This window comes from Terrisporobacter petrolearius (genome assembly GCF_020748185.1).
Lineage (GTDB): Bacteria > Bacillota > Clostridia > Peptostreptococcales > Peptostreptococcaceae > Terrisporobacter > Terrisporobacter petrolearius.
In genome coordinates this window covers 1-21,961 of record NZ_JAHZMO010000002.1, presented here as the reverse complement: position 1 = coordinate 21,961, position 21,961 = coordinate 1, and the positions used below count along the sequence as shown (strand labels likewise).

The 21,961-nt window shown below is 29.0% G+C and carries 20 protein-coding genes and 1 riboswitch; of the genes, 18 read left to right on the top strand and 2 right to left on the bottom strand.

Features of this window, described 5'->3' with window-relative positions:
- Positions 1-74 precede the first annotated feature (74 nt).
- Positions 75-770 carry a CPBP family intramembrane glutamic endopeptidase gene (locus K0040_RS01445; RefSeq protein WP_228107200.1) on the bottom strand — a complete coding sequence of 232 codons (696 nt, stop codon included), beginning with the start codon at positions 768-770 and terminating at the stop codon, positions 75-77.
- A gap of 175 nt (positions 771-945) precedes the next feature.
- Between K0040_RS01445 and K0040_RS01440 the strand changes: the two genes are divergently transcribed.
- The 12 genes from K0040_RS01440 to K0040_RS01385 all read left to right on the top strand — a co-directional run bounded on the left by K0040_RS01440 (position 946) and on the right by K0040_RS01385 (position 12,274).
- Positions 946-1,155, top strand: a complete 210-nt coding sequence (locus tag K0040_RS01440) for a cold-shock protein (protein ID WP_148556709.1) — start codon at positions 946-948, stop codon at positions 1,153-1,155.
- Between the two features lie 551 nt (positions 1,156-1,706).
- A complete protein-coding gene (locus tag K0040_RS01435; RefSeq protein ID WP_228107199.1) occupies positions 1,707-2,621 on the top strand; it encodes an alanine-tRNA synthetase second additional domain-containing protein in 915 nt (304 codons plus the stop codon).
- 12 nt (positions 2,622-2,633) lie between these two features.
- A complete protein-coding gene (gene glmS, locus K0040_RS01430) occupies positions 2,634-3,074 on the top strand; it encodes a methylaspartate mutase subunit S (RefSeq protein WP_228107198.1) in 441 nt (146 codons plus the stop codon).
- On the top strand, positions 3,052-4,434 hold the full coding sequence (gene glmL, locus K0040_RS01425) for a methylaspartate mutase accessory protein GlmL (protein ID WP_228107197.1): 1,383 nt from the start codon (positions 3,052-3,054) through the stop codon (positions 4,432-4,434). The genes glmS and glmL overlap by 23 nt, the downstream gene beginning before the upstream one ends.
- The gene (locus K0040_RS01420) at positions 4,421-5,878 is read left to right on the top strand and encodes a methylaspartate mutase subunit E (protein ID WP_265588775.1); all 1,458 of its coding nucleotides are present in this window, start codon (positions 4,421-4,423) and stop codon (positions 5,876-5,878) included. The genes glmL and K0040_RS01420 overlap by 14 nt, the downstream gene beginning before the upstream one ends.
- A gap of 32 nt (positions 5,879-5,910) precedes the next feature.
- Positions 5,911-7,158: a methylaspartate ammonia-lyase gene (locus tag K0040_RS01415; protein ID WP_228107196.1), complete on the top strand. Its 1,248-nt coding sequence runs from the start codon at positions 5,911-5,913 to the stop codon at positions 7,156-7,158.
- Between the two features lie 4 nt (positions 7,159-7,162).
- The gene (locus K0040_RS01410; protein ID WP_228107195.1) at positions 7,163-8,536 is read left to right on the top strand and encodes an acyclic terpene utilization AtuA family protein; all 1,374 of its coding nucleotides are present in this window, start codon (positions 7,163-7,165) and stop codon (positions 8,534-8,536) included.
- A gap of 18 nt (positions 8,537-8,554) precedes the next feature.
- A complete protein-coding gene (locus K0040_RS01405) occupies positions 8,555-8,863 on the top strand; it encodes a DUF4387 domain-containing protein (RefSeq protein ID WP_074916477.1) in 309 nt (102 codons plus the stop codon).
- A gap of 241 nt (positions 8,864-9,104) precedes the next feature.
- Entirely contained in the window at positions 9,105-10,097 is a 993-nt protein-coding gene (locus tag K0040_RS01400) for an ABC transporter substrate-binding protein (protein ID WP_228107194.1), read from the top strand.
- 302 nt (positions 10,098-10,399) lie between these two features.
- Complete coding sequence (locus tag K0040_RS01395) at positions 10,400-10,615, top strand: hypothetical protein (protein ID WP_228107193.1); 216 nt, start codon at positions 10,400-10,402, stop codon at positions 10,613-10,615.
- 121 nt (positions 10,616-10,736) lie between these two features.
- Positions 10,737-11,378, top strand: a complete 642-nt coding sequence (locus K0040_RS01390) for a lactate utilization protein (RefSeq protein ID WP_228107192.1) — start codon at positions 10,737-10,739, stop codon at positions 11,376-11,378.
- A gap of 11 nt (positions 11,379-11,389) precedes the next feature.
- Positions 11,390-12,274 (top strand): YegS/Rv2252/BmrU family lipid kinase, encoded by an 885-nt coding sequence (locus K0040_RS01385; RefSeq protein ID WP_228107191.1) that lies wholly within the window; start codon positions 11,390-11,392, stop codon positions 12,272-12,274.
- A 434-nt stretch (positions 12,275-12,708) separates the two neighbouring features.
- Here K0040_RS01385 and K0040_RS01380 read toward each other — a convergent pair whose 3' ends face one another.
- The gene (locus K0040_RS01380) at positions 12,709-14,373 is read right to left on the bottom strand and encodes a glutamine--tRNA ligase/YqeY domain fusion protein (RefSeq protein ID WP_228107190.1); all 1,665 of its coding nucleotides are present in this window, start codon (positions 14,371-14,373) and stop codon (positions 12,709-12,711) included.
- A gap of 329 nt (positions 14,374-14,702) precedes the next feature.
- On the opposite strand from K0040_RS01380, the gene K0040_RS01375 reads away from it, so the two are divergent.
- The 6 genes from K0040_RS01375 to K0040_RS01350 all read left to right on the top strand — a co-directional run bounded on the left by K0040_RS01375 (position 14,703) and on the right by K0040_RS01350 (position 21,749).
- On the top strand, positions 14,703-15,266 hold the full coding sequence (locus K0040_RS01375) for a hypothetical protein (protein WP_074916490.1): 564 nt from the start codon (positions 14,703-14,705) through the stop codon (positions 15,264-15,266).
- Positions 15,267-15,383: 117 nt separating this feature from the next.
- On the top strand, positions 15,384-17,066 hold the full coding sequence (locus K0040_RS01370) for a hypothetical protein (protein ID WP_228107189.1): 1,683 nt from the start codon (positions 15,384-15,386) through the stop codon (positions 17,064-17,066).
- Positions 17,067-17,197: 131 nt separating this feature from the next.
- On the top strand, positions 17,198-17,803 hold the full coding sequence (locus tag K0040_RS01365; RefSeq protein ID WP_228107188.1) for a hypothetical protein: 606 nt from the start codon (positions 17,198-17,200) through the stop codon (positions 17,801-17,803).
- A gap of 82 nt (positions 17,804-17,885) precedes the next feature.
- A riboswitch (Lysine riboswitch) is annotated at positions 17,886-18,124 on the top strand.
- Between the two features lie 84 nt (positions 18,125-18,208).
- Positions 18,209-19,405, top strand: coding sequence for an aspartate kinase (locus tag K0040_RS01360; RefSeq protein ID WP_228107187.1), 1,197 nt, complete (start codon positions 18,209-18,211; stop codon positions 19,403-19,405).
- A 14-nt stretch (positions 19,406-19,419) separates the two neighbouring features.
- Positions 19,420-20,715: a diaminopimelate decarboxylase gene (lysA, locus tag K0040_RS01355; protein ID WP_228107186.1), complete on the top strand. Its 1,296-nt coding sequence runs from the start codon at positions 19,420-19,422 to the stop codon at positions 20,713-20,715.
- A gap of 140 nt (positions 20,716-20,855) precedes the next feature.
- Positions 20,856-21,749, top strand: a complete 894-nt coding sequence (locus tag K0040_RS01350) for an SH3 domain-containing protein (RefSeq protein WP_228107185.1) — start codon at positions 20,856-20,858, stop codon at positions 21,747-21,749.
- Positions 21,750-21,961: the final 212 nt, after the last annotated feature.

Below are 21,961 nucleotides of genomic sequence, written 5' to 3'. Positions count from 1 at the left end.
AGGGTAAAATAATAAGTTTAAAAAATGATAAAAATCAGTCTAATAACTGATATTTATCATTTTTTTGTGGAAAATCATATTATTCCAAATAGAATAAATCCAATAGTATTGATAGCAAAATTGGCGAACATATGTACAAACCAAGAATTATAAATATTGTTATTTTTATCATCTAAATAGTTAAAAAATATTCCTGCAATAAAAAGTGATAAAATTAGTAATAACAATAACAATATATCAAACCAAGTAGACATCATTGCAACGTGATAAATAGAGAAGGAAATAGAACTAAAAAGATAAGCAAATTTTTTGCTTGAAATATTTTTCAATGTTATAAATGCAAACCCTCTAAAAAAAACCTCTTCTAATAATGAATTTATAAAAGATATGTATAATGCTACAAATACAAAGTTACTACTATTTACGCCTATATTATTTTCTAAAGACTTTGTTACGCTAGAAAAATTGAATAGGTTGCCTATGGTAAAGTATGCAGATAATATTAAAATATATACAGCTATACCCAAAGCAAGTGATTTTACAATATGATCTTTGTTTATTTTAAATAAACTTTTTAAACTTATTGAACAATAGTTTTTAGAATAATATATATAGGGAAGTAACAAAAAAATAAGTAACTTACAAATTGATTTTGTCATATAACTTGGAGAAAGAACGCCATCCACAAAAGCCATGATAAGACATCCTGATATTACTATGGTAATTAAAAATACATTATTGACTTTAAACTCTACTTCTTTACTTTTCATATTTATTAATATTTCCTTTCAAATTAAATAAAAAGTTATTTAAATTATACCATATGAAATTTTACTTTTTAAATAAATATATATAATTAGAAAATATAATGAAAATTTAGTATTAAAGAAATTCTTAATTGAAATAATATAAAGAGGTAATTATTTATAAAAGGAGACTTATGTAATGGCAAATTATTCAGGTACAGTTAAGTGGTTTAATGTGGAAAAAGGATATGGTTTTATTAGCAGTGAAGATGGAGAAGATGTTTTTGTACATTTCTCAAATGTAAAAGAAGAAGGAAATAATAAAGATTTGCATGAAGGAGAAAGTGTTACATTCGATATTGCAAAGGCAGACAGAGGACCTTCTGCTATCAATGTTAGAAAAGTTTAATTAGCAATAAATATATTTTTTATAATTATTTTAAATTAAATAATGATTGATTATTTTGAATAATTAAACTATAATAAAAATATATAACTAAATAAAAATAGAAATTACTTCTATGTTTATTTAGATGCCTAAAGCATTAATCGTAAACACAGTCCAGTAAATGAAAAATCATTTAATGGACTTTTTTTGTTATTTAAAATTAAAAGGTGGTGATAAAATGAATTTAGATGAAAAAGTTCCTTTATGGCTATAATGAAAAATTATAACCTAAAGGAGCTTTTTATAAATTATAATGCATCCACTTTAGTTAAAATTATAACAAAAATTTCAATCGAATATAAATATTAAAATAATTTTAGAATAATAAACACATTGGTATAATACACATACAATGAAACAAAACTTGCAAATATAAAAAAAAATGAAAGAAAATTATTGACTAATGAATTTTAATGAACCTATAATTTAGGTATAAGGAAATATAATTAAAAACATAAAATTATAGGAGGAATTATTTTTAGACTAATAACAAATATGAAGGGTGGGTTGAGATGCCAGTTGACTATGTAGTTAGAAATCATTTTTATAGTGTTTTTTTTGCTCCTAGAGGTAGAGTTAGAATGTATGAAATTGGAATTAAAATAGCACAACAATATTTAACTCCTACAGACAAATTAATTGGAGTAATAGGAGAGCCAGGATCGGGAAAAAGCATGCTAATTAGAGGTATGTTTCCAGGACTTGAACTAACTAACGATGATGATGGGCTAAATGTAAGACCATTGCCGATTATGGATGTGGATGACGAAGGTTTTTTTTCTCCTCATACTTATCATATTGACATAAGATTTGAGTCAGCATTTTATCAAATGTATGAACTAGTAAATGCAATAAATAAAGCTGTTGAATATGGGAAAAGAGTAATAGTAGAACATTTTGAGCTTATTTATCCTTTAATGAATAAAAATGCAGATTTATTAATTGGCGTTGGTGGAGAGATTATTGTTACAAGACCAACTATTTTTGGGCCAGAGCCAGGAGATATTGCAAAAAGAGTGTTTCACTCTATAAGTATAAGAAAAATGGCTCATTCAGCAGAAGATCTAGTAGAACATTTTTTACCTGAAGATATTGGATTTAATTGTGAGCATGGGGATGTTTTAAATGGATTTTTAATATTATTTCATTCTAAACCAAATTTTGATATTAAAATCTTAGAGGAAGAAGTTAATAAAATAATAGAAAAAGATATACCAATTCAATACTATGATGAAAAGCATGTAAAAATAGGGGAATATATACATCCTTGTAGTGGTCCAAGAATACATGTTGAGAGCACAGCTAAAATTGAGAACTTCAAATTATTACCAGAGTTTTATTATGATTCTACCAAAAAAGTATATATGTTAGTAGGACTTGTAGGTGATAGTATGGATCATAGCTATAAGGATTTAAATAAAATTTAAAGGAGAGTTGATATGGAGAAGAAAACATTAGTTATTGGTGTTATAGGAGCTGATGTGCATGCAATAGGTAACAAAATTCTATATCATTGCTTTGTGGAAGCAGGATTTAATGTGATTAACCTTGGAGTAATGGTTTCTCAAGAAGAATATGTAGAAGCAGCTATAGAATCTAATGCAGATGCAATTTTAGTTTCTTCTTTATATGGCCATGGGGAAATCGATTGCAGAGGTTTAAGAGAAAGATGTGAAGAATGGGGGTTAAGAAATATACTTTTATATGTGGGGGGGAACATAGTAGTAGGCAAACAACCTTTTGAGGAAGTTGAGAAAAGATTTAAACAAATGGGTTTTGATAGAGTATTTCCACCAGGAACAGACCCGGATACTACAATAGCTTGTTTAAAGCAAGATTTGAAAATTGGTGAAGAAAATGCAAGTAGTTCTACTAATTGATTTTGGTAGTACCTATACAAAGATAACTGCTGTTGATGTGGAAAGAGAAGTTATTATTGGAACTGAGTCTAGTTTTACAACTATAAGAACAGACATAAATGAAGGACTCAATAAAGCCATAAAATCTTTAGAAAAACGAACAGGAAAGTTAGAATATAGCCAGTACTTGGCCTGTTCTTCAGCAGCAGGAGGCTTAAAAATGATAGCTAGTGGTTTAGTTCCTGGTGTTACGGCTACTGCAGCAAAAGAAGCTTGTTTAGGTGCTGGAGCAAAGGTTATAAAGGTATACTCTTTTGAAATGAATGAAGAAGATATAGCAGAAATAGAAAAAAATAAACCAGAAATATTTTTACTTGCAGGTGGCACTAATGGAGGAGACAAAAGATGCATATTGCATAATGCAAAAATGTTATCAAAGTGTAAGATAGATTTCCCTATAATAATAGCAGGTAATAAAGAAGTAAGTCATAAGTGTATGAGTATATTGAATAATAAAGAAGCATATATTGTGGAAAATGTAATGCCTGTATTTGGTGAATTAAATATAGTACCGGCACAAAATAAAATAAGAGAAATATTTTTACAAAAAATTATAAATGCAAAAGGTATTACTAAAGCAAGTGAATTAATATCAGAAATAATAATGCCAACGCCATCAGCTGTAATGAGTGGTATTGAACTTTTATCAAGCGGTTACGAAGATGAAAAAGGGATAGGAGAACTCATTGCTATTGATTTAGGTGGGGCAACTACTGATGTATATTCTGCTTCAGATGGAAGTCCAAAGGAGTCAAATGTTATTTATAAAGGAATTGAAGAACCCTTTATAAAAAGAACAGTAGAAGGCGATATTGGAATGAGATATAGCGCTCAAGGAATTATTGATGAAGTGGGAATTGAAGAAATTGCCCAAATATCTAATCTAAGTGAAGAAAGAGTAAGAGAGATAATTGAGTATGTTAAACTTAATCCACAAACATTGCCAAATGAAAAAAGTGTCCAAGACCTAGATTTTGCACTTGCTGCAAAAGCTGTTGAAATAGCAATAACTAGACATTGTGGTAAAAGAGAAAAAATATACACATCAAATGGAATAGCATATTTACAAAAAGGTAAAGATTTAACCCACGTAAAAAAAATTATTTTAACTGGAGGTGCTTTGATTAACTTACCTTGTTTAGAAAATATTTTAGAATATGTATGCTTTAACGAAAAAAGTCAGGAATCTATGAAACCTAAAGAAGCTGAAATTTTAGTAGATAAAAAATATATCTTACAAGCAATGGGTCTACTATCAAAATCATATCCAAAGATTGCAATTCGAATTATGAAAAAGGAGTTAAAATATGGTGGAAATTAGAAATAAAAAGATTTCTAAGGAGGAATTTAATCATACTAGAGAAGAAGTTCTTTCCTTATGGCCAACAGGAAAAGAAGTTAACTTAGAAGAATCGTTTGAATTTCACAAATCTCTTCCCGAAAATAAGATTTTCTCGGTTAAACTTGTAAAAGCAAAAGAAGAAGGAATAACATTAATACAACCAAGAGCCGGTGTGGCTTTAGTAGATGACCAAATTAAGCTATTAACTTATTTGCAAAATGTAGGTCAAGCAGACTTACTACCTACGACCATAGATAGCTATACAAGACAAAATTGTTATGAAGATGCACAAAAAGGAATTGTTGAGTCAATAAAAAATAATAAATCTATGTTAAATGGATTTCCAGCTGTTAATCATGGAGTAGAAAGTTGTCGTAGGATTATAAATGCTCTAGACACACCAGTACAAGTAAGACATGGAACGCCAGATGCTAGACTTCTAAGTGAAATAACTTATGCGGGAGGATTTACTAGCTATGAAGGTGGAGGTATTTCTTATAATATACCTTATGCAAAAAACGTATCTTTAGAAAAAACTATTAGAGATTGGCAATATGTTGATAGGCTGACAGGTCTATATGAAGAAGAGGGTATATCAATAAATCGTGAACCTTACGGACCTTTAACTGGAACTTTAGTACCTCCATGTATATCTCACTCAGTCGCAATTATAGAAAGTTTATTAGCTGCAAAGCAAGGTGTAAAAAATATTTCTGTAGGATATGGACAATGTGGAAACTTTATTCAAGATATTGCAGCAATTAGAGCGTTGGAAGAACTTACTAATGAATATTTAATAAAATCAGGACATGATGATGTTATTGTAACAACAGTACTTCATCAATGGATGGGAAGCTTTCCTCAAGATGAAGCAAAAGCATTTAGTGTAATTTCTTTAGGAAGTACCCTAGCATCTCTTTCTAAAGCAACTAAAGTTATTGTAAAAACACCACACGAAGCCATAGGTGTACCAACAATGGAAGCAAATGCACAAGGATTACTTTGTACAAAACAAATTTTAGCAATGTTAAAAGATCAAGAATTTAAAACAAATGAGGTTGATATAGAAAAAGAAATTATAAAAAGAGAAACACGTTGCATAATAGATAAATGTTTTGAAATAGGTGAAAATGACATTGCTGTGGGTGTGATTAGAGCTTTTAAGAGTGGTATTTTAGATATTCCTTTTGCACCGTCCATTCATACTTTAGGAAAATTGTTACCAGCAAGAGACAATCATGGAGCTATAAGAATTCTTAATGCAGGAAAGTTACCGTTTACACCTGAAATACTAGAATTTAATAATAAGAAAATAGAAGAACGTGCTAAGTTTGAAAATAGAGAAAAATCTTTCCAAATGGTAATTGATGATGTTTATGCCATAAGTAAAGGAACACTTATTGGTCGTCCTAGAAATAAATAATTTTACAAAAGTAAAACAAGGGGGATATTTCAATGAAAATAAAAAATGTAGTTTGCTCAGCAGGTCGTACGGGTTTTTACTTTGATGATCAACGTGCAATAAAAAATGGAGCAATAAGTGACGGCTCAACTTATATTGGAAAACCTGTCACAAAAGGATTTACTAGAGTAAGACAAAGTGGAGAATCCATATCTGTAATGATAATTTTGGAAGATGATCAAATCGCCCTTGGTGATTGTGCAGCAGTACAATACAGTGGTGCAGGAGGACGTGACCCTCTCTTTTTAGCTAAGGATTTTATTCCAATTATAGAAAAAGAAGTAGCACCAAGATTAATAGGAAGAGAAATAACAAGTTTTAAAGAACTTTGTGATTTAATAGAAGATATAAGGGTTGATAATAAAAAGCTTCATACAGCTATTAGATATGGAGTAACACAAGCACTACTTGATACTGTGGCAAAAGCCAATAATATGTTAATGTGTCAAGTTATTGCAAAAGAATATAATACTAAAGTTCTAGATGAAATCGTTCCAATATTCACACAAAGTGGGGATAGTCGCTATGAAAATGCTGATAAAATGATTATAAAAGGAGCACAGGTTCTTCCACATGCTTTGATTAATAATGTAAGCGAAAAATTAGGTTATAATGGAGAAAAATTAGAAGAATATGTTGCTTGGCTTAGAGATAGGATAATAAATTTAAGAGATGATAATTCTTATAATCCTGTTATTCATATAGATGTATACGGAACTTTAGGTGTTGCATTTGGCAATGATAATTATGAACAAATAGTAAGTTATATGGAAAAATTATGTCATATAGCTAAACCATTTAAACTTCGTATAGAAGGTCCTGTAGATGTGGAAGAGAGAGAAAAGCAAATGTTAGCATTAAGAGAAATTAGAAAATTAATAGATGAAAGAAATATTAATATGGAGATTGTAGCGGATGAATGGTGCAATACACTGGAAGATATTAAATATTTTGCTGATAATAAAGCAGGTCATATTATTCAGATTAAAACTCCGGATTTAGGAGGAATAAATAATATAGTTGAAGCTGTTTTATATTGCAAGCAAAAAAATATAGGAGCTTATCAAGGTGGAACATGCAACGAAACAGATAACTCGGCTAAAATTTGTGCTCATATTGCTATGGCAAGTGGACCTGATCAAATTTTAGCAAAACCAGGCATGGGTGTTGACGAAGGTTACATGATTGTTTATAACGAAATGCAAAGAATTTTAGCTTTAAATAAAGTAATAAATAATTAAGGGGATGGATAATAAGATGAAAGAAGAATTTAAAATATTATCTTCTACAGCAATACTTGGATATGGTTTTCCAGAAGAATCATTTATAGAAGGTATGAAAAGAAAGCCTCATGTTATTGCAGTAGATGCAGGTTCAACAGATCCAGGTCCTTATTATCTTGGAGCAGGAGAATCATTTACTGATAGAGATGCTGTAAAAAGAGATTTGGAGATAATGATTAAAAGTGGATTAAGTAATCAAATTCCTGTTATTATTGGAACAGCAGGAGGTAGTGGAGGAGAAGTTCATTTAAATTGGTGCAAAGAAATAATATATGAAATAGCAAAAGAAAACAACTATAATTTTAAACTAGCTCTAATACATTCAGAAATTTCCAAAGACAAAGTGAAGGAAGCGCTAAAAAATGGAAAGGTTTCACCACTTGGACCAGTGCCTCAGCTAAGTGAAGTAGATATAGAACAAACTACAAGAATAGTAGGCCAAATGGGAGTTGAACCTTTTATAGAAGCATTAAATGAAGGTGCTGATATAATATTAGCCGGCCGAACTTATGACCCATCTGTTTTTGCTGCTCCAGCTATTAAAGCAGGTTATGATAAAGGTCTTGCGCTTCATCTTGGCAAAATTTTAGAGTGTGCTGCTATATGTGCCACACCAGGAAGCGGTTCAGATTGTATGTTTGGATATTTAGGAGAAGACTATTTTAGACTAGAACCACTTAATCATATAAGGAAATGCACTACAGTTTCTGTGGCAGCTCATACGTTATACGAAAAAACAAATCCATATATTTTACCTGGTCCTGGAGGTCATTTAAATCTAACAGAGTGTAAATTTATTCAAGATAGTGAAAATATTGTTAAAGTATCAGGTAGCAAATTTATTGAGTCACCAAAATATACGGTGAAATTAGAAGGGGCAAAATTAATAGGCTACAGAACTGTGTCTATTGCAGGAGCGAGAGATCCTATTATGATTGAAAAAATTGATGAAATAATTGAAGGTGTAAAAGAAAGAGTTGAAGATAATTTTAAATCAAAGCAGTGGGAGTACTATCTTAATATTTCTATATACGGTAAAAATGGTGTAATGGGGAATATTGAGCCGAATCCTTCTACAGAAAATTCTCATGAAATAGGAGTGGTAATTGAAGCAGTAGCTAATGATCAAAAAAAAGCAGATACAATATGTGCATTTGCTCGTTCATCTATGCTTCATTTTGGATACGAAAACAGAAAAGCCACAGCCGGAAATTTAGCTTTTCCATACTCTCCAAGTGATTTTCATGCGGGAAAAGTATATAATTTCAGTGTTTATCATTTGATGGAAGTTGATAATGGATGTGATTTATTTACTATAGACTATGAAGAATTATAAAAATGGAGATGATGATTAATGACAAAGTTAGTTGATATTACAAATATTATTCGTAGCAAAAATTCTGGTCCCTATGAATTAACTATGGATATAATGTTTAAAACTTTACAGGACTATGAAAATGTATGCAGTAGTAAGATAATTAACGAAAAGTTAATTTGTGAATTATACAAAATAAACAAAGAAGATATTATTAATATTATAGAATTTAAGCCAGCTAATGCAATAAAAATAACAATAAAAAGACCTATTGCATCAGGTGACCTAGGTGAAACTGATGTTTATGGTGCTCAACAACATGCACCACTTCTAAGCATAGAATTTTAATTAAAATAAAGACGATTATTTATATATTATAAGTAATTGTCTTTATTTTTTATCTATAAGATAGAAATTGATAATCTTATACATATATGCTAACATTTACATATAAGCTGACTCTAAAGACATGGTCTAAAGGGAAAGGGATTAGTGTTAAATATCTCTAATTTCTTAAGTATTTTCTTATGAAAAGGCATCTAAAATGTCAATATTTATCAGCTGAATAAATATTATTGGGGGTAAATTTATGAAAAAAATTTTTGCAGTACTTATGTCATCGTTAATTACTTTAAGTCTTGCAGCAGGTTGTGCTTCTAAGAATAATGAACAAGAGGTCAAAGAACCTGTTACAGTAAATGTTGGAGCACCAGATGGACTACCGGCTATAGCAATTGCAAAATTGTCACAAGAAAATCCTGAAGTAAAAGAAGGCTACAAATCTAAATATACTCTTGAAGCAACTTCTGATGCTTTATCAACTGATGTAATGAAGGAAGCTCTAGATATTGCCATAGTACCATCGAATATGGCTTCAATTGCTTACAACAAAACATCAAATTATCAAATTGCTGGAACAGTAGGTATGGGATCTTTTTATCTAGTAAGTAGTGATAAAGATGTAAATGGATTAAACTCATCATTAGAAGGGAAAGAAGTAGGAAACATAGGTAAAGGATTGACTCCAGATATAACAGTGCAAGCATTGTTAAAAGAACAAAAAGTTGATTCATCAGCTATTAAATTTAATTATTCTAATGAAACTAGTGATTTAGTATCATTATTAGCAGCAAATAAATTATCAACAGCTATAGTGCCAGAACCAGCACTTAGTGGATTACTTACAAAAAATCCAGATTTAAAGGTTATATGTGGTGTAAATGATACTTGGAAAGATGTATTTAAAAATGAAAATGGATATCCACAATCAACTTTAATTGTTAAATCATCTTTTGCAAAAGAAAATCCTGAGTTTGTATTAAATTTTATAAAAACACTAGATGAAAATATAAAGTATACAAATGAGAACCCTAAAGAAGCAGGAGAGTTTGCTGCAAAATTTGGTGTTAATGTAAAAGCAACTTTACTAGAAAAAGCTATAGATAGAACGAATCTAAAATTTATAGCTATAGATGATTGTAAAGATGACTATATTAATTATTACAATAGTTTATATTCTTTTAATCCTAAGGTTTTAGGTGGAAAAGTGCCAGGTGAAAATATATATTATACACAAAAATAAATAGATTTTAAATTCCTTTCTAATATATAGTAAGGAATTTTTTTATTATTTACTTCCTATTAATTTTAAGTAGATTAAAGTTAAAAGTAGAAAATAGTTATATGTATAAACTAAAATCAGGATACTTTATTACGGCAAATTCAAAATACGTAGAAAGTATTGTAAAGTAGTCATTTACTATAAGCATTTATTTAAGGATAGATGCTTATTTAAGTATAAAAAAGAATATATTAATTGTTATTAAATAATTTACCTGGGTATTGGGGAAAATAATTACAATATAATAAATTTGAGGTGATGAGATGAATAATAAAATGATTAATTTTAATCAAAAAAACCACTCTTATTTGACTAATGATTATGAAGACAATTTTAGTAATTATGAGTGGAATAATGATGATATTATGATGTTTGATGACTATGCGCCAGTTAATGATGACTATGAAAATGAAAATAGCAAAAGGTACTCATTTCCACAAAAAAAAGGATTTATATTTAAGCAAAATAAATATAAGTAGTATATAAGTTATTAAATAAATACTTTGTTGTCTTCAATAAAGTATTTTTAAATTGGCTTATATTAGTATAATGATTTGTGCTAAAATAATAATGAAAATAAGAATAGGGAGATTGTTTAATATGAATGAGTGTGTACAATGGGTAAATGAAAAAAAAATAGAAAAAACTATAAATAATTTACAAAAAAATAATATTAAAGGTTATTATGCTAAAAATAATGAAGAAGTTATAAATATTATTAAAGACATAGCTAAAGAAGGTGAAATGGTGTCTGTTGGGGGCTCTATGACTCTTTTCGAAACTAAAGTAATAGATTTACTTAGAAGTGGAAGATATAATTTTTTAGATCGATATGAAGAAAACCTTACACCTGCTGATATGAAAGAAATCTATAGAAAATCTTTTTATGCAGATACATATTTTTCATCTACAAATGCTATCACTGAAGAAGGAGAAATTTTCAATGTAGATGGAAATGGTAATAGAGTAGCTGCTATGTTATATGGTCCAGATAAAGTTGTACTTGTAGTTGGAGTAAATAAAATAGTAAAAAACATAGAAGAAGCTCTAAATCGTAATAAAAATATAAGTGGTCCTGCAAATGCAAAAAGGCTAAATACAGCTACTCCTTGTGCAAAAGTAGGATATTGTATGGACTGCAAAAGCGATGACAGAATATGCTGTGAATATACAATTATAAAAAGACAAAGAACAAAAAATAGAATGTATGTTATATTTATAAATGATGTCTTAGGATTTTAACTGGAGGAAATATGAAAAAAGTTAAGTTTATTTATAACCCAAATTCAGGAGAAAGAAGAATTTCCCATGAACTTGATAAGATAATAAAAGTATATCAACATTACGGCTATGTTGTAGTACCTTTTAGACTTTGCAAAAACAGATCAGTAAACGATGCTTTTTTTGACATAGAATCTAATTATGACCACATATTAATTTCAGGTGGAGATGGAACGGTAGATTTGATTTTAAATGCTATAAAAGCTCTAAATATAAACATCCCTATAGGAATTTTACCATGTGGAACTGCCAATGATTTTGCAAAAGCCGTAAATCTTCCTTTTGATGTAAAGGATGCAATTGAAAGAATTGTTAATACAAGACCTAAAAAAATTGATATTGGGAAAATTAATGATAAATATTTTATTAATGTTGCAAGTGCAGGAATGTTTACAGATGTATCTCAAAAAATTAATCCAGACTTTAAAAATTCCATTGGAAAAGTTTCATACTACTTAAAAGGTATTGAAGAAGCCTTATATATGAGAAAGTTTAGTATTGAAGTGGAGTCAAAGGAAGTAAATTATGATGGAGACATGTACTTAATGTTAATTTTTAATGGAAAAACAGCTGGAAATATTAATCTTGCATATAAAGCTAAAGTAGATGATGGATTATTAGATGTAATTATAGTTAAAAATGTTATGTTTCCTAATATTTTGCCATTGCTTAGAAGTATATTGAAAGGTGAGCATCTTGAAGGATATAACAAAGACGAAATATTATACTTTAAAACAAATAAATTAAAAATAGATTGCAAAGACAACTTAATTACTGATATTGACGGAGAAAAAGGTCCAGATTTTCCTTTGGAAATTGAGTGTATTAAAGATGGAATTCAATTATTAGGATATTAAAATTTAAGTAAAGTTGTTTTGATAAAATGCATAATTATTAAGAAAAAGGTTAATATATATGTAGAGATTGATGAAGATCAATCCAACTTAATCTAATCATAAATATGTATGTTTGTGATTTCCTTGGGAGCTTAAGTATATTTGATATTTTTTAATATCCATCAAATATAATGAAGATACTAGATTCCTCAGCTACTATCGTGCAGATAGTTATGATTCAAAACCCAGGGATTGGAACAGTGACTAGTTTGCAAACTATGTTTGATGAAATAATTGAGGTAAGGGCCTAAGTGAAAACTTTTGTCCTGGGAAAAGCACTAATTTGGAGACTATAATCACCAAAATAGTGCTTTTTCTTTTTTATTTAAAATCTGTGTAATATATTATTTAATAAAAAAAGACTATGAAAATCATAGTCTTTTTATTATATTTAATTATTTTCCTGGTTTAAAAGAACTTTTAAGAGGAACTATTCTATTGAATACAAGTTTCTCTGGAGTAGTATACTTAGTATCTACTGAAAAGAATCCATTTCTAACAAATTGGAATTTATCTAAAGGTTTAGCATCCTTTATTGCAGTTGGTTCTACAAAACCTTGTAGTATTGTAAGTGAATTAGGATTTATTTGGTCTAAGAAGTGCTTACCTTCATTTTCTGGAGCGTCATCTAATATTAGTGGCTCGAATAATCTAAATTCAGCAGGAACGGCAGTTTTAGCATCTACCCAATGAACTGTACCTTTAACTTTACGTCCAGTAAATCCTGAACCTGATTTTGTTTCTGGGTCGTAAGTACCATGGATTTCTACTATATTACCATCTTCATCTTTTACAACATCATTACATTTAACAAAATATGCACCTTTTAATCTAACTTCATTTCCTGGGAAGAATCTTCTGTATTTTGGTATTGGTTCTTCCATAAAGTCATCTCTCTCTATGTAAACTTCTCTACTAAATGGAACCTCTCTTGTACCAGCTTCTTCATTTTTAGCTATATTTTCAAGTTCTATCATTTCACTTTGACCTTCTGGATAGTTTGTTATAACTAATTTTAAAGGATTTAATATTCCCATTGCAAGTTGAGCCTTTGGTTGTAAGTCTTCTCTTAAGAAGTGGTCAAACAATCTACTATCAACTTTAGAATCAGCTTTTGATACACCTATTTCAGCGCAGAAGTTACGTATACATTCTGGAGTATATCCTCTTCTTCTAACCCCTGAGATAGTAGGAAGACGAGGGTCATCCCATCCATCAGCAATTCCTTCATCAACTAATAATTTTAATTTTCTTTTACTCATTACTGTATTTGTTAAGTTAAGTCTAGCAAACTCAATTTGTCTTGGAACATTTTCCATTTCGCATTCTCTAACAACCCAGTCGTATAAAGGTCTTTGATCTTCAAACTCTAGAGTACATATAGAGTGAGTTATTCCTTCTATAGCATCCTCAAGTGGGTGCGCAAATGAGTACATCGGGTATATGCACCATTTATCTCCAGTGTTGTGGTGAGATGCATGAGAAATTCTGTATATAACAGGATCTCTAAAGTTTATATTAGGAGAAGACATATCTATCTTAGCTCTTAAAACTTTTTGACCATTTTCAAATTCACCATTTTTCATTCTTTCAAATAAATCTAAGTTTTCTTCTATAGATCTATTTCTATATGGACTATCAAACCCTGGCTCTGTTAAAGTACCACGAGTTTCTCTTATTTCATCAGCAGATAAATCGTCCACATATGCTTTACCTTTTTTTATTAAAATGACAGCTCTTTTATACATTTCATCAAAATAATCAGATGCAAAGTATAAATTATTCCAATTAAATCCTAACCACATTACGTCTTCTTTTATTGAATTAACATACTCATCATCTTCTTTTAATGGATTTGTATCATCAAATCTCATATTAACTGTGCCCTTTAATTCCTTAGCTAATCCAAAGTTTAAGCAAATACTTTTAGCATGTCCAATATGTAAATACCCATTTGGTTCTGGTGGGAAACGAGTTATTATATGATCGTGTTTTCCTGATTCTAAATCGTCAACTATTATGTTTTTTATAAAATTATTTGAAATTGTTTCGTTTGACATATTTTTTACCTCTCTATTCATTTTATTAATTTTAATATGTAATAAGTTCTATCATAATCATATTATTAATTTTAATTCAATATGGAAAAAAAATAAAGTATATTTATATATTTTACTAGTTAATAACTATTATATTTAACATTATTGAACAAAATCAATATTTTTATTAAGATAATATAAAAAAAATTATATAATATTTCCAATTTTTTTAAAAAGTATGTATAAAAGTACACATATCTTGTCCATTATTAATAATAAATCTAAATATGAATTGAATGAATTTGAATATTATGATAAAATCAAAAGGTAAGAAAATTGGGGGTGTAGAAATGAGAAAAATTTATATAGTAACAACTTATACAGGAACTCTTCTATCTTATTTAATAAGAAAAGTTAGTAAAAGTCCCTATGCTCATATTTCTTTATCTTTAAATGAAGATTTATCACCCATGTATTCATTTGGGAGACTAAATCCTAAAACACCTATATTTGCAGGTTTTGTAGAAGAACACATAAATGAAGGCTTATATGAAATAAAGCAAAATGCATTATGCCGAGTATACTCATTAGATGTTGATTATTCTAGTTATGGAAAATTAGTACAAAATATAATGAAAGTAAATAGCAATAGAAATAGATATAATTATGATGTTAAAGCTTTAGTATATTTATCATTTAATAAATCAAGAGAAAAAGAATATAGATATGTATGTTCGCACTTTGTGGCAGATATGCTTTATAAAAGTGGTATTGACATATTTGAAAAGTCACCATCATTAGTAAAGCCGGAGGATTTTTATAATAACCCAAATCTTAATTTAGAATACGAAGGATTATTATGTAATTATAATATAAAAAGTGGAAGAAATATGCTAAGTCATATGACTTGTTAAAAATTACCATATATTACTATGGTAATTTTTTATTTTCTATTATATATTATTTATTAATCTAAACATGTAAAAAAAAGGTTATAATAGTAATAAGAGGTATAATGGAAAGGAGAAAATATGAAAAAAATATTTAAATCTTATGGGATAGCCCTATTAATAGCGGCTATTTATGCATTTGTAAAATTACCAGTACTGAGGTTTGATTTCACATCAGGATTTATAATGCTAATTCTATTCTTTGTATTAGCTGGTGTTCTTGACATGATGCTTGATAGAGGAGAGAGAACATCTAAAAGTGCAAAGAATAACTTTTTAATAGCTGGGGTTTTGTTAGTTGTAATTATTATTATTCCATTCTTTGTAACATCTCCTATTTTTAGAGCTAGTTCTTATAAAGACTTGCTTGGGAAAGTAGAGGAAAGTGTTTTTACAGAAGATGTAAGTCCGGTAAGTGTGGATAAAATAAGAATTGTTGACAAAGATATGGCAATAAAACTGGGAGAAAAAAAACTTGGTGAAATACCAGCAATAGGAAGTATATCTAAAGTTGGTGAGTACTCAATACAAAGTGTGAATGGTGAATTATATTGGGTTGCACCTCTTGTTCATAGAGATATTATAAAATGGATAACTAATTTAGAGGGTACTAATGGTTATATTATGGTATCGGCAAGCGACCCACAAGACGTAAGATTAGTTGAAAATCTTGATGGAAAACAACTTAAAATAGTGTATCAAGAAGAAGCATATTTCTTACAAGATTTACATAGACATGTTTACCTAAATGGTGGTATGAAGTATGGTATGACTGATTTTAATTTTGAAGTCGATGACAATGGAAAGCCTTATTGGGTTGTAACTTTATATGAGCATGCTATAGGGTATGGAGGATCAGATGCTGTTGGAACAGCTATTGTTGATGCTCAAAGTGGAGAGGTTAAAATATACTCAATTGAAGATACACCCAAGTGGGTAGATAGAATACAACCAGAAAGCTTTATAGTAGATCAAATAAATAACTGGGGACTATATGTTAAAGGATTTTTAAACTCAGTAATATCTGAAGAGGGTGTGTTATTACCTTCAGAAGGAACTTCATTAGTATATGGAAAAGATGGGAAATCATATTGGTATACAGGAATTACTTCAGCAGGAGGAGATGAATCTACAGTAGGATTTATGTTGGTTGATTCTAGAACAAAGGAATCAAAACTGTATATGCAAACTGGAGCAACAGAAACTGCAGCTATGACAACTGCGGAAGGAAAAGTACAAGAGAAAAATTATAAAGCAACTTTCCCAGTTACTTATAATATTCTTGGAAAGCCAACATATGTGTTAGGTTTAAAGGATAAAGCAGACCTTGTAAAAATGGTAGCATTTGTATCTGTTGAAGATTATAGCATAATAGGAATGGGAGACACAAAAGAGGATGCTTATAGAAATTACAAAGAAGCATTAGAATCTAAAGGGAATGATATAGATTTTGACTCTAGTGAGAACTTACAAAAAGTAGAAGGAACTGTATCCAGAGTAAATCAAGATGTAAAAAGTGGAAACACAACTTATTACATTACATTAAAAGATAATAAAGAACTAATATTTACAGGAACATCAAAAATATCTACAGAATTACCTTTAACAATGGTAGGAGACAAAGTAAGTATTTCTTATGAGAAAGCAGATTCAAATATAATAAGTATTGCAGCCTTTGATAATATTAATATTGGAAAAGCAGAAAGAACTGCAGATAAAGAAGAAAAAAGTGAAAAAATTGATAATAAAGAAAAAACTAAGTAATATAGAATAGAATATATTAATAAAAAAAAGGAAGAAAATTTTAATCTTCCTTTTTTTATTTGTAAATTTTATTAAGTGATTTTAATATAATATAGTACAACTTGGTAAAAACAGCTTCAAGGAGATTGACTATGGTGGGATTAGAAAAAGATATTTTGTATTTGGTAAGTAGAGTAAGATGCGTCACAGAAAATCAAGTAGGAAAAGTATTTAATAGTAAAAAAAGAAATGGTAAAAAATCCCTAAAGAGGACATTGAGAAAAATGTGTAATGATTATACTTTGAGAAAGTTTCCATGTAATATTAACTATACAAATTTCAAAGATAATTCAGGAGTTTATTATCTAAATGGAAGTAATATTGAAAAGGGGAAAAGTTTAACAAAAATGTTGCTAGGTTCTGAAATTGCAATTAGATTAAATAGTGCAGGATATGAAACTGTTAGATTTTATAGAAATGCAAAAGTAGGAGATGAAACTTATGATATATTTATAGAATATATAAATCTCTGTGGAGAAAGACTGCAAGTATTAATAGACATTGAACTAGATGAAAACTTTAGATGTTCAAAGTATAGCAATATTTATAATGATATTGATAACTCGACTATACCATTTTTTATGGTACCAAAAGTTATTGTTATATCTTCTAGGGAACAAAAGTATAATAAATGTAATATTAATGAGCATATATACTTTTTAGATACATCTTTGAATAAATTGTTTAATTATTTGTAAAATATAAAAATAGTTTTATGATTTTTATTGCATATTAAAGTATGTTATGTTATTAATATATTATTAATAAAAAAATATAAGAACCTAAGGTAGAGGCGCTGTACTTAATAGTACTAACATATAGCTGGCGAGCAATTATATGTTAGGAAAGGAATTGCAGCCGAAGGTAGCATATAGGCATATACGCTATCTGGACTTATGCAAAACATGTATAAGGCTGTCACTTTTATTCGCAAGAAGGAGGATCAACAGGTCTGTTTTTTAAGGCTGTTGGTCACATGAACTAAGCGAATTTTTTCTAAGTGTTGAGCTACAAGGTTTACTATGGCTAATTTCAACGTCCAAAGTATACCTTTGGGCGTTTTATTTTTTTTATGCAATTTCATAATTTAAGGGGTGGTAATAGTGAGCGAAGTAGTTGTTCAAAAATATGGTGGTAGTTCTGTATCTAGTACTGAAAAAATTAAGCTTATTGCAAGTAAATTAATAGAAAGAAAAAAGAAAAATCCTAAGATTGTTGTTGTAGTCTCAGCTATGGGAGATACAACAGACGATTTTATAAGTTTAGCAAAAGACATAACTAAAGCTCCAGATAAAAGGGAACTGGATGTGTTAATGTCTACTGGAGAGATGATATCTGCATCTTTATTATCAATGAGTTTAAAATCTTTAGGATGTGAAGCAGTAAGTTATAATGCTTATCAATTAGATATTAAAACTAGTGGACTTCATGGGAAATCATTAATAGATGATATTGATGTTAGTAAAATTGATGAAAGTTTAGACAGTGGTAAGATTGTAATAGTAACAGGATTTCAAGGCTTAAATGATGAAGGAGATATAACTACTTTAGGAAGGGGAGGCTCAGATACTTCAGCTGTGGCTTTAGCTGTAAAACTGGATGGTATATGCGAGATATATACTGATGTAGATGGTATTTATTTTACAGATCCAAGAAAATATATTGAAGCTAAAAAAATAAAAGAAATTGAATATGAGGAAATGCTGGAGTTAGCAAGTTTAGGTGCTCAAGTAATGCATTCGAGAAGTGTGGAGTTAGCACAAAAATATAATGTGGAGTTATATGTAGGTTTATCTTGTAGCGATATTGAAGGAACATATATAAGGGGGAGTAAAGAAATGAAATTAGAGGATAAAGTTATTACTGGCCTTGCCACTTGTGATGAAGATGCAGCCATAACAGTGGTAGATATAAATATGGAAGATGTATCTAAATTATTTGAAAAAATAGCCGTAGATGGAGTTAGTATTGATATGATAAGTCAGACAGCTCCATTTAATAGTAAGGTAAATGTGTCATTTACCATACCAAAGGATGATTTAATGGAATGTAAAGAAATCGTAGGTTGCTTTGTACCAAAAGGAAGTATCATTATAGATGAAGAAATAACAAAGTTTTCTTTAGTAGGTCTTGGAATGAAAAATACTAGTGGTGTTGCTTCAAAAGTATTTAAAATATTCAGTGATAACAACATAGCTGTAAAATTAATTACAACATCTGAAATAAGAATTACATGTGCAATAAATTCTTCTTGTAAAGAAGTGGCAATAAGAGAAATAGCGAAAGAATTTAATTTATAAAATAGGAGGGTAATATGAAACTACATGGCACAATGGGAATAAAAGATAATAGCTTATACATAGGTGGTGTAAATACGCTAGATTTGGCAAGAAAATATGATACACCTCTTTATGTATTTGATGAGGAGTTAATTAGAAATAATTGCAAAGAATATAATAAGTATTTTAAGGTTAAAGAAAATAATAATAAAATTGCATATGCTGGTAAAGCTTTTTTACCTAAGTATATGTGTACTTTAATAGATGAAGAGGGGTTATATTTAGACGTAGTATCTGGTGGAGAATTGTTTACAGCTTACAAAGCTAATTTTCCAACGAAGAAAATATTATTCCATGGTAATAACAAAACAATAGACGAGATAAAAATGGGTGTTGACCTGGGTGTAGGTGTATTTGTGGTAGATAATTTTTATGAATTAGATATATTAGAAAAGTTTTGTGAAGAAAAAAATATGATACAAGATATATATTTTAGAGTAACGCCTGGAATTGATGCACATACTCATAAATATATTAGAACTGGTCAAATAGATTCTAAATTTGGTTTTGCATTGACAAATGGGGATTTTTATATGGCAGTAGAAAGGTTAAAAGGATATAAAAATGTAAAACTAATTGGGATTCATGCTCATATTGGTTCTCAAATATTTGAGGTGGAACCTTATGAAGAAGAAGTTGATGTTATGTTAAATTTAGTAAAAAAATTAAAAGATGACTATGATATAGAAATAAAAGAAGTAGACTTTGGTGGTGGTATCGGTGTTTACTACACTAAGGAAGACAAACCAAGAAGCATTAAAGAGTTTTGCGAGAAAATTATAAATAAATGCAATGAAAAATGCAAACAATTAAATATAAATACCCCTACTCTTATATTGGAACCAGGTAGGTCTTTAGTTGCAAATGCAGGAAGTACGCTATATTCTATTGGATCAATTAAAAATATTAAAGATGTAAGAACTTATGTAAGTGTAGATGGTGGAATGACAGATAATATAAGACCTTCTTTATACCAAGCAGGGTATGAATGTGCTATAGTAAATAAAATGAATAATGAAAAATCTGAGCATAAAGTAACTATTGCTGGGAAATGTTGTGAAAGTGGGGATATTTTAATATCAAATACTAATATATTAGATATACAAAGTGAAGATGTATTAATAACAACGTCTACAGGAGCTTATGGATACTCTATGGCATCAAACTATAATAAAATACCTAAAAACCCAGTTGTATTTGTAAATAAGGGAAATGATAAATTAATATGTAAAAGACAAAGTTATGAAGATCTACTGTCTTTAGAGTTATAATATAAAAAAGGTTAAATGCTTATTAAATATATTTTTACATAAAATTAAAAATATATTGGTTGCTTAATTTGTTAAAAGAATATAGTATGAAGTTGATGGGAAATTATTCCTTTATATAAAATGAAATTGAAGGTAAATATATGGTAAATAAGTCTAGAAAAATAGGCTCGCTATTATTAGTTGGATTTCTATCGGTTAGTTTATTTTCTACAACTATATTTTCAAGTAGTGCTAAAACAGTTAGCACATCTGTTGCAGTTAAGCAAGTTGGATCAACAACAGATTCAGTGAACATGAGAAAAGGTTATTCGACTAAGCACAAAGTACTTACTAAGTTAAAGAAAAATGCAAAAGTAGATGTACTTAAAAAAATGAGTAATAATTGGTATCAAATAAAGTACAAAGGTAAAACAGGTTATGTTAGTGGCAAGTATTTAAAACTTACAAGCACAAACACTAATACTAATACTGTTACAACTGTGAAGACTTATAAAAACCAAGCAGGTACTACAACTACAAGTTCTCTTAACATGAGAAAAGGTTACTCTACTAAGCAAAGTATTGTTGCTAAGTTAAAGAAAAACACTAAAGTAGATGTACTAAAAAAAATGAGTAATAATTGGTATCAAATTAAGTACAATGGTAAAACAGGCTATGTTAGTGGCAGTTACTTAAAGGTTACAACTAAACCAGACGATAATACTAATATCCCAACAGGGATATCAATGGAAGAATTTAATAAATGGTTATTGTTAAATGGATTTAACAGTAACGGATATTATTATGATGCAAATGGAAATAGTAGTGCGAGAGTTAGAGTTGTAGATAACGAAGCTTGTTACGCTATTAGCTCTGTTTCAGGAAATTTTAAAAAAGCTATTAAAGAATCTTTAAACTTACTACTACCAACTAAAGGTAATGAATTGTACAATACTATTGTAAATAATTCATTTAAAGAACAAAGAATTAAAATGGATGGTAGAAGTGTTTATTTATGTCCTGTAATTGATGGGATTATTCTTGAGATTAAATAATCAATAAAACAAAAAAATTAATATTAATGTTAATAAAAGGACCTTACTTAGTTTTTAACTAAATAAAGTCCTTTTATTTTTAGGAGAGACTGTGAAGTTTTTTCTGTAAATAGCTTTCTATGATAAGTTTATTAAGGCATGGATATGAAAATTATGTATCCATGCCTTAATTTGAATGTAATTCCAATTTAATTGCATGTCAAGTACACCTT

What these genes read in the sequence shown, in the direction of transcription:
- K0040_RS01445 (WP_228107200.1), bottom strand. Translation starts at nt 770, where the DNA reads ATGAAAAGTAAAGAAGTAGAGTTTAAAGTCAATAATGTATTTTTAATT.
- K0040_RS01440 (WP_148556709.1), top strand. Translation starts at nt 946, where the DNA reads ATGGCAAATTATTCAGGTACAGTTAAGTGGTTTAATGTGGAAAAAGGA.
- K0040_RS01435 (WP_228107199.1), top strand. Translation starts at nt 1,707, where the DNA reads ATGCCAGTTGACTATGTAGTTAGAAATCATTTTTATAGTGTTTTTTTT.
- glmS (WP_228107198.1), top strand. Translation starts at nt 2,634, where the DNA reads ATGGAGAAGAAAACATTAGTTATTGGTGTTATAGGAGCTGATGTGCAT.
- glmL (WP_228107197.1), top strand. Translation starts at nt 3,052, where the DNA reads ATGCAAGTAGTTCTACTAATTGATTTTGGTAGTACCTATACAAAGATA.
- K0040_RS01420 (WP_265588775.1), top strand. Translation starts at nt 4,421, where the DNA reads ATGGTGGAAATTAGAAATAAAAAGATTTCTAAGGAGGAATTTAATCAT.
- K0040_RS01415 (WP_228107196.1), top strand. Translation starts at nt 5,911, where the DNA reads ATGAAAATAAAAAATGTAGTTTGCTCAGCAGGTCGTACGGGTTTTTAC.
- K0040_RS01410 (WP_228107195.1), top strand. Translation starts at nt 7,163, where the DNA reads ATGGATAATAAGATGAAAGAAGAATTTAAAATATTATCTTCTACAGCA.
- K0040_RS01405 (WP_074916477.1), top strand. Translation starts at nt 8,555, where the DNA reads ATGACAAAGTTAGTTGATATTACAAATATTATTCGTAGCAAAAATTCT.
- K0040_RS01400 (WP_228107194.1), top strand. Translation starts at nt 9,105, where the DNA reads ATGAAAAAAATTTTTGCAGTACTTATGTCATCGTTAATTACTTTAAGT.
- K0040_RS01395 (WP_228107193.1), top strand. Translation starts at nt 10,400, where the DNA reads ATGAATAATAAAATGATTAATTTTAATCAAAAAAACCACTCTTATTTG.
- K0040_RS01390 (WP_228107192.1), top strand. Translation starts at nt 10,737, where the DNA reads ATGAATGAGTGTGTACAATGGGTAAATGAAAAAAAAATAGAAAAAACT.
- K0040_RS01385 (WP_228107191.1), top strand. Translation starts at nt 11,390, where the DNA reads ATGAAAAAAGTTAAGTTTATTTATAACCCAAATTCAGGAGAAAGAAGA.
- K0040_RS01380 (WP_228107190.1), bottom strand. Translation starts at nt 14,373, where the DNA reads ATGTCAAACGAAACAATTTCAAATAATTTTATAAAAAACATAATAGTT.
- K0040_RS01375 (WP_074916490.1), top strand. Translation starts at nt 14,703, where the DNA reads ATGAGAAAAATTTATATAGTAACAACTTATACAGGAACTCTTCTATCT.
- K0040_RS01370 (WP_228107189.1), top strand. Translation starts at nt 15,384, where the DNA reads ATGAAAAAAATATTTAAATCTTATGGGATAGCCCTATTAATAGCGGCT.
- K0040_RS01365 (WP_228107188.1), top strand. Translation starts at nt 17,198, where the DNA reads ATGGTGGGATTAGAAAAAGATATTTTGTATTTGGTAAGTAGAGTAAGA.
- lysA (WP_228107186.1), top strand. Translation starts at nt 19,420, where the DNA reads ATGAAACTACATGGCACAATGGGAATAAAAGATAATAGCTTATACATA.
- K0040_RS01350 (WP_228107185.1), top strand. Translation starts at nt 20,856, where the DNA reads ATGGTAAATAAGTCTAGAAAAATAGGCTCGCTATTATTAGTTGGATTT.